The 7,644-nt window shown below is 74.8% G+C and carries 6 protein-coding genes; 5 read left to right on the top strand and 1 reads right to left on the bottom strand.

From position 1 onward, the window contains the following. Positions 1-93: 93 nt before the first annotated feature. Complete coding sequence (locus ABZ885_RS31700; protein WP_360196226.1) at positions 94-729, bottom strand: TetR/AcrR family transcriptional regulator; 636 nt, start codon at positions 727-729, stop codon at positions 94-96. A gap of 131 nt (positions 730-860) precedes the next feature. On the opposite strand from ABZ885_RS31700, the gene ABZ885_RS31705 reads away from it, so the two are divergent. The 5 genes from ABZ885_RS31705 to ABZ885_RS31725 all read left to right on the top strand — a co-directional run bounded on the left by ABZ885_RS31705 (position 861) and on the right by ABZ885_RS31725 (position 7,546). Beyond that, positions 861-1,889 carry an SDR family oxidoreductase gene (locus tag ABZ885_RS31705; RefSeq protein ID WP_360196229.1) on the top strand — a complete coding sequence of 343 codons (1,029 nt, stop codon included), beginning with the start codon at positions 861-863 and terminating at the stop codon, positions 1,887-1,889. Positions 1,890-2,100: 211 nt separating this feature from the next. After that, a complete protein-coding gene (locus tag ABZ885_RS31710; RefSeq protein ID WP_360196232.1) occupies positions 2,101-4,191 on the top strand; it encodes an AAA family ATPase in 2,091 nt (696 codons plus the stop codon). Between the two features lie 176 nt (positions 4,192-4,367). Continuing rightward, positions 4,368-5,603, top strand: a complete 1,236-nt coding sequence (locus ABZ885_RS31715; RefSeq protein WP_360196235.1) for a cytochrome P450 — start codon at positions 4,368-4,370, stop codon at positions 5,601-5,603. 52 nt (positions 5,604-5,655) lie between these two features. Then, a complete protein-coding gene (locus ABZ885_RS31720) occupies positions 5,656-6,648 on the top strand; it encodes an asparaginase (RefSeq protein ID WP_360196238.1) in 993 nt (330 codons plus the stop codon). Positions 6,649-6,832: 184 nt separating this feature from the next. Further along, positions 6,833-7,546, top strand: coding sequence for a M24 family metallopeptidase (locus tag ABZ885_RS31725; protein ID WP_360196241.1), 714 nt, complete (start codon positions 6,833-6,835; stop codon positions 7,544-7,546). Positions 7,547-7,644 lie beyond the last annotated feature (98 nt).

A 7,644-nucleotide genomic window follows, 5' to 3' on the forward strand; every position in this document is an offset into this window, starting at 1 on the left:
CGGGCAGCGGAGTCCGAGCCCGAGGAGCCCCGGCCCGAGGAGCCCGGGCCGAGAAGTCCAGAAGTCCAGCCCGAGGAGCCCGGCCCGCGTCGGTCAGCAGGTGGGTACGGCAGGATCGCTCAGGGGCTCGTCGCCGGCGCTCGGTGCGAGGCCGCGGAGCAGGTGGGTGACCAGGTCGTCGAAGACCTGGTCCAGGGCCGCTCCGTGGAGCTGTCCGCCGGCGGCCTGGGTGGCCACGCCGTGCACGGCCGTGAAGAGCACGTTGCCGATCCGGTCGGTGTTGCCGGGCCGGATCATCCCCTCGCGCTGGCCGTGGTCGATCTCGGCGCGGAGGTCGGACTTCAGCGGCTGCCAGGCGAGTTCCAGTTCGTCCGCGACGGCGGCGTCGTGCTTGCGGGCGAAGGCCAGTTCCAGGAGCGCCGCGTGTTCGGCGGCGAAGTCGACGTAGGCGCGGGCGAAGGCGAACACCCGCGCGCGGAAGCCGTCCCCGCTCCGGGCGAGTCGGCTGCGGGTCGCGGTGGTCAGCCGCTGGATGCCGGTGAGCGCGAGTGCGTCGAGCAGGGCGCGCCGGTCCTTGAAGTGGCGGCTGGGCGCGGCGTGGCTGACGTCGAGGGCGCGGGCGAGTTCGCGCAGTGACAAGGCGTCGACGCCCTGTTCGCGCAGTGTCTGTTCGGCGCGCTCCAGCAGCGCGGCGCGGAGGTCTCCGTGGTGATAGCGGCCCGTTCGCATGGGCATCAGCATACGAGTATGTAGGCGTTGACTACTTTGTTGGCACTGACTACATTGTGCCGCATCGCGGTACCGACGCCGCCCGCACCGGGGTGCCGACGCCAGCCCGCGTCCCGGAAACGAGGAGACCCATGGACTTCACGCGCAAGACCACCCTGATCACGGGAGCGTCCACCGGCATCGGGGCCGCGTTCGCCCGCGAGCTCGCCGTCCGCGGGTCGGACCTGGTCGTCGTCGCCCGCAGCGAGGACAGGCTGACGGGCCTCCGGGAGGAGCTGGCCGCGGCCCACGGCGTCACCGTGCACGTCCTCCCGCTCGACCTGGCCCGCCCCGGCGCCGCGGCGGAGGTGCAGCGCCGCGTCGACGAACTGGGAGTGACGGTCGACGTGCTGATCAACAACGCCGGCTTCGCGACCTTCGGGGCCGTCGCCGAGGGCGATCCGACGCGGATGGCCGAGGAGGTGCACCTCAACTGCCTCACCCTCACCGACCTGACCGCCCGGCTGCTGCCCGGCATGGTCGAGCGCGGGCGCGGGGCGGTCGTCAACGTGGCCAGCACGGCGGCCTTCCAGCCGATTCCCCGGATGGCCGTCTACGGCGCCACCAAGGCCTATGTGCTCTCGTTCACCGAGGCGCTCGCGAACGAGCTCCGCGGCAGCGGCGTCCGGGCCCTGGCCATCTGCCCGGGTGCCACCGACACCCCGTTCTTCGACGTCATCGGCGACCAGGCCGCCGTGGGCATCGCGTACTTCACGCCTTTCCGGCCGGGCGAGCAGGCCGCGCTCGACGCTCTCCGCGAGGAGGTCTTCGCTCGCGATGCCGCGTACTACCGGGAATGCGGCGTCGAATCGCCGGCTGCCCTGACGGAGAGCGGCCTGCTGGAGGAGGAGCCGGCGCATTCGGTCCTCGACGTCGGGCGCGTGGTCCGCTGTGAACCCGACCTGGAGGAGCCCGGCGACGTCAGGGGGGTCGAGGGCGGGGAGGTCGTCGAGCTGTTCGGGACGGCGAGGCCCGTGCGGGAGACCGTCCGGCAGGCCGTCGGACGTGCTGGTGACGGGTGGTTCCCCCCGTTCGGCCGGGGCTCCGGCTGCTGCACCGTCGTCTACGGCGACGACGGGCGCCCGGCGGCGCTGTGCTTCTGGGGCACCACCGGTTATTGATCCGGCACCGCCGGGCGGGGCCCGGGCGGAATGGACCGCCCCGCCGATCCGGAGCCATCGCCGGAAGTCGCCGTGAATTCGATTCCGGATCTGACCGGTGGTCACCTCACCTGCACCGTCAGGCGGAAGGACACATTCGACGCGGCAAAGTCAACGTTTACTTTCCCGGAATTCGTCTGCATAGTGTCGGGACGAACCGGGAGGGGATTCCTTGTCGCAGGTGAATGACAATGCCGCACAGCAGGTGGAGCTGGAACGGGCGGAGGTGTCCGTCATCGGCGGGCTGTTCGACGAACGGCTCGCCGGGGCGCGGGCGGAGCTGGGGCGGGTGCTCGCGTCGCCGGCCGGGAGCGCGGGCGAGGTGTACGAGCGGGAGGTGGCGGCCGGGCGGCTGGCGCGTGAGGTGCGCCGGCTGGAGGGAGCCGAGGGCGGGCTGGTCTTCGGCCGGATCGACCTGGCGGACGGCACCGCGCTGCGGATCGGGCGGCTGGGCCTGCAGCGCGACGAGGACGAGCTGCCGGTGCTGGTGGACTGGCGGGCGGAGGCGGCGCGGCCCTTCTACGAGGCGACGCCGGTGCACCCGATGCGGCTGCGGCGCCGCCGGCACCTGAGCCTGACGGGCCGCACGGTGGTCGGGGTGAGCGACGAGCTGCTGGACGGCTCCGCCCCCACCGCCGGGGACGTCGTCGGCGACGGCCCGCTGGCGGCGGCGCTCCAGGAGCGGCGTACGGGACGGATGGGGACGGCGGTCGCGACGCTCCAGACCGAGCAGGACGCGATCGTCCGGTCGTCGCACCGCGGGGTGACGGTGGTGCAGGGCGGCCCGGGGACCGGGAAGACGGTGGTGGCGCTGCACCGGGCCGCGTACGTGCTGTACGCGTTCCCGAAGGCGGCGGAGCGCGGTGTGCTGGTGCTCGGGCCGAATGCGCGCTTCCTCGACTACATCTCCCAGGTGCTGCCCTCGCTCGGGGAGAACGACGTCGTCCTGGCGACGTGCGAGGAGCTGGCCGGTGTCGTGCCGGGTGCGGTGGACCCGTTCGGGGCGGCGCGCCTGAAGGGCGGCGCCGGGCTGGCCGGTGCACTGGCCGGGCTGGTCCGCTCGTGGCAGGCCCCGGACGGCGACTTCACGGTCCGGGTCGGGCAGGAGTGGGTCCGGCTGGGGGAGGAGGAGGTCGCCCGGGCGCGGCAGGCGGCGCAGACGAGCGGTCTGGCGCACAACCGGGCGCGCCGGCTGTTCCTGGAGCTGCTGGTCGACGCCCTGACCGACGCGCTGGCGCGCGGCATGGCGGAGGCGCTGGAGCGCATCGACGCCGAGGTCGCGCAACTCACCGGCATCGACCTCGACCGGATGGCGGCGCGGGACCTGCGCAGGCTCGGCATCGACGACGCGCCCGCCACGGGGGCCGACGAGTTCGACGCCGACGCCGTCCGCGCCGACCTCCTGGACGACCCGCACGTCGACCGGGCCGTCGAGGACCTCTGGCCGCGGCTGGTGCCCGGTGACGTGGTCGGCGCGCTGCTGGCCGACGCCGAGGCGCTGGAGGTGTTCCTGCCGGACCTCAACGGTGCCGAGCGGGCCCTGCTGCTGCGGACGCCCGGCGCGCCGTGGGCCGACGCCGACGTGCCGCTGCTCGACGAGGCGGCGAGCCTGGTCGACGGCCCGCCCGAGCAGATCTTCGGGCACGTCGTCGTCGACGAGGCGCAGGAACTGACCGCGATGCAGTGGCGGATGATCGTGCGCCGGTGTCCGGGCAGGTCGATGACGCTGGTCGGGGACTTCGCACAGGCGGGCCCTGCGACGGTCGCCCGGGGCTGGACCGAGGCGCTCGACCCGCACGTCGGCCGGCGCTTCGACCTGCGGACGCTGACCGTCAGCTACCGGACCACGCAGGAGATCCTGGCCACCACCGGGGAGCTGCTCGGCCGGATCGCCCCGGGCCAGCCGCCGGTCCGGTCGATCCGGCACGGTGACCTGCCCCGTGCCGTCGAGGTGGCCCCGGAGGGGCTCGCCGCGGGCCTCGTACGGGAGCTGCGGGCGCAGGCCGCCGCGCACCCGGGCGAGCTGCTCGGGGTGGTCTGCGCGGACGGCAGGGTGGCGGAGCTGGCGGCCGCGGGGGTCGAACGGTACGCCCGGCTGGTGCCGGCCTCCGAGGCGCGCGGCCTGGAGTTCGACGAGGCCGTCGTCGTCGATCCGGAGGGGATCGCCGCCGCCCGCCCCGCGGGCGAGCGGGACCTGTACGTCGCCCTGACCCGCGCCACCAAGCGGCTGTGCACGGTGGTCGTCCGGCCGGCCGGCGCGTAGCGGGCGCGGTGCGCCGGACGCCGGGCGGGCACGATCCCGGCCGTGCCCGCCCCGGTGTTCCCGGCGAGCCGCCCCGGTCCGGGCGGTGGCGCCGGGAGGGGGTCGGGCACGGCCGGGCCGTCCGCCGAGGTGGGGGCCGCGTCCGGCCGTCCGGCGCCGTTGACGAGAATGGCCGGGTGACCACTGCTCTGGACCCCGCCGACGAAGCCTTCGCCCGTGACCCGTACCCGTTCTACGCCGCGCTGCGCGACCGGGGCCCGGCCGCGCGGGTGGCCCTGTCCAACGGGACGTCGGCGTGGCTGGTGACCGGCTACCGGCAGGCCCGGGCGGTCCTGGCCGATCCGCGGTTCTCGAACGTCCCCGCACCGAGGAGCGGCCCCCGCAGGGCCGACGGGCCGGCCGCCGGCGCGCGGGCCGTGCTGGAGCAGCACATGCTCAACACCGACGGGGCCGAGCACCGCAGGCTCCGCCGCCTGGCGTCGGTCGCCTTCACCCCCCGTCGGGTGGACGCCCTCACCGAGCGGATCGCCGGTCTCACCGACACCGTGCTCGCGGAGCTCACGGCCCGGGCGGACGGGGGCGCGGTGGTCGACCTCGTCGACGACTTCGCCTTCCCGCTGCCCGTCCTGGTGATCAGCGAGATCCTGGGCGTGCCCGAACGGGACCGCCTGGACCTGCGCACCTGGACGTACCGCGTCGGCTCCCCGGCCGGCGCCCTCGCGCCGGGCGAGATCGACCTGGCCTGGCGGAACCTGCACCGGTACTTCGCCCGCCTCATCGCGGACAAGCGCCGGCATCCCGGCGAGGACCTGTTCAGCCTGCTCGCCCGCGACGGGGACGCGGAGGCCCTGGACGACACGGAGCTGCTGGCGATGGCCTTCCTTCTGCTCTTCGCCGGCTACGAGACGACGATGAACCTCCTGGCCTCCGCCGCCCTCCAGCTCCTCGGCCACCCCGGGGAGCTGCGCGCCGCACAGCGGGACGGCGACCCCGGATGGGCCGCGGTGATCGAGGAGACGCTGCGGCACGCCAGCCCCCTGGAGGGGACCACCTGGCGGTGCGCGAGCGAGACGGTGGACCTCGGAGCCGGCACGGCCGTCCCGGCGGGTGCCTCGGTCCTGGTCGTGCTGGCGGCGGCCAACCGGGACCCGGACGTTTTCACCGACCCGGACGCCTTCCGCCCCGGCCGCTACGCACCCGGCAGCGGGCGGGCGCTCCCACACCTCGCGTTCGGGCACGGCCCGCACGTGTGCCTCGGCGCCCGGCTGGCCCGGCTGGAGGCGATGGTCGCACTGCCCCGGCTCTTCGACGCACTGCCGGACCTTCGGCCGGCCGCCGACCCCGGCACGCTGCCGTACCGCCCGGGTCTCCTCGTGCGCGGACCCCGCACCGTGCCCGTCCGCCGGGCGTAGATTGCCCCGGAGGCACCCGGACGGACGGCCCCGAAGACAGGAGACGACGGCGTTGAGCAACAGGACGGTAGCGGTCTTCTCCCTGGGCGGGACCATCGCCATGACCACCGATCCGGCCACCGGCGGGGTCGTGCCGGCCCTGTCCGCCCGGGAGCTCCTCGACGCGGTGCCGGCCCTGCAGGGCCTGGACGTCGGCCTGGAGGTCCACGACTTCCGGCGCCTGCCCGGCGCCTCCCTCGGCTTCGACGACCTCACGGCACTGTCGGACGCCCTCGCCGAGGCCTTCCGGGCCGGCTGCGACGGCGCGGTGGTCACCCAGGGCACCGACACCATCGAGGAGACCGCCTACCTGCTCGACCTCCTGCACGCGGGCGATCAGCCGGTCGTCGTCACGGGGGCGATGCGCAACCCCACCCAGCCCGGTGCGGACGGCCCGGCGAACCTCCACGCCGCCGTCGTCTGTGCCGCCGATCCGGCCCTGAGCGGCGCCGGGGCCGTGGTGGTCCTCGGCGACGAGATCCACGCGGCCCGCACCGTCCGCAAGTCCCACAGCACCAGCCCGGCGGCGTTCACCTCCCCGGCCACCGGCCCGCTGGGGCGCCTCTACGAGGGCCGCGTCCACCTCCACGGCCCGCTTCCCGGCCGCACCGTCTTCCCCGGACCGGCCGCCGGGCCGGCGCCGCGGGTCGGCCTGTACACCGCGACGCTCGGCGACGACGGCACGCTCCTCGCCGCGATGGCCGGGGCGTGCGACGGACTCGTCGTCGCCGGGTTCGGCGTGGGCCACGTCCCCCGGAACTTCGTGGCCACGCTGGAGGACGCCGCGGCCCGCATCCCCGTGGTGCTCGCCAGCCGCATCGGCAACGGACCGGTCCTGGAGGGGACGTACGGCTTCCCCGGATCGGAGAAGGACCTGCTGGGGCGCGGACTGATCCGGGGCGGTCACCTGGACGCCTACAAGGCCCGGATCCTGCTGCACGTCCTGCTCGTCCAGGGCCGCACGGCCGACGGGATCGCCGCCGCCTTCCGGACCGCGGCCGGCTGAATCCCACCGGCACCGGCCCGGCCCGAGCCGGGCGGCCCCGCGGCCGGCCCGACCAAGATCGCCTGCGTCGGCTCGCATGTGCGATGCTGGTTGCCGTGAAGCCCTCGCAGATGCGTGCCGTCGTAGCCGGTGCGTCGTTCGCGGGGCGGTCCGGACGGCATCGATTCCGAGGGGGACGGGGAACGTGAGGGCAGAACCCACCGGGCAGGCGGCCCTGGAGGCGCGGCGTGTCGAAGGGCTGGTGGCGGCACAGGAGAAGGCCGTCGCCCTGTTCGCCGAGGTGGAGAAGCGCGGCCTGGTCGCCCCGGGCGTCGGCGAGCGCGAGGCGAGCGACCGCATCCGGGACCTGGCGAACGAGATGTTCGGCACGACCAAGCACTGGCACAAGCGGATCATCCGCTCGGGGCCGAACACGCTCGCGCCCTACAAGGAGAACCCGCCGGACCGCACCATCGGCCCGGACGACGTCGCCTTCGCCGACTTCGGTCCGATCTTCGAGGAGTTCGAGGCCGACTTCGGGCGGACGTACGTCTTCGGCGGGGACCCGCAGAAGCACCGGCTGCTGGGCGACCTGCCCCGGATCTTCGACGCGGGGCGGGCCTTCTTCGGCGCACACCCGGAGGTCACCGGACGCGAGCTGCACGCCGAGGTCGAGCGGCTCGCCGCGGAGGCCGGCTGGGAGCTGGGCATCTGGCACGCGGGCCACCTCGTCGGCGAGTTCCCGCACGAGACGAACGACGGCGCCAAGGCGGAGTCGTACATCGCCCCGGAGAACGACAACCCGCTGCGCCGGACCGACCGGCGCGGACAGGCGTGCCACTGGATCCTGGAACTCCACCTCGTCGACCGCGAGCGCGGGTTCGGCGGGTTCTACGAGCAGCTGCTCGACCTCGCCTGACGCCGGGCCGCGGCGCGCGCCGGCTCGGCCGGTGGGCCCTGCTGCTCACCAACAAGGTCCACTACGACCGCGACTTCCAGCCGCTCACCGACCTCCGC

Origin of the sequence: Kitasatospora sp. NPDC047058 (assembly GCF_040643935.1) — a bacterium.
GTDB lineage: Bacteria > Actinomycetota > Actinomycetes > Streptomycetales > Streptomycetaceae > Kitasatospora.

Coding starts and splice junctions, on each gene's coding strand:
- ABZ885_RS31700 (WP_360196226.1), bottom strand. CDS start 729: ATGCGAACGGGCCGCTATCACCACGGAGACCTCCGCGCCGCGCTGCTG.
- ABZ885_RS31705 (WP_360196229.1), top strand. CDS start 861: ATGGACTTCACGCGCAAGACCACCCTGATCACGGGAGCGTCCACCGGC.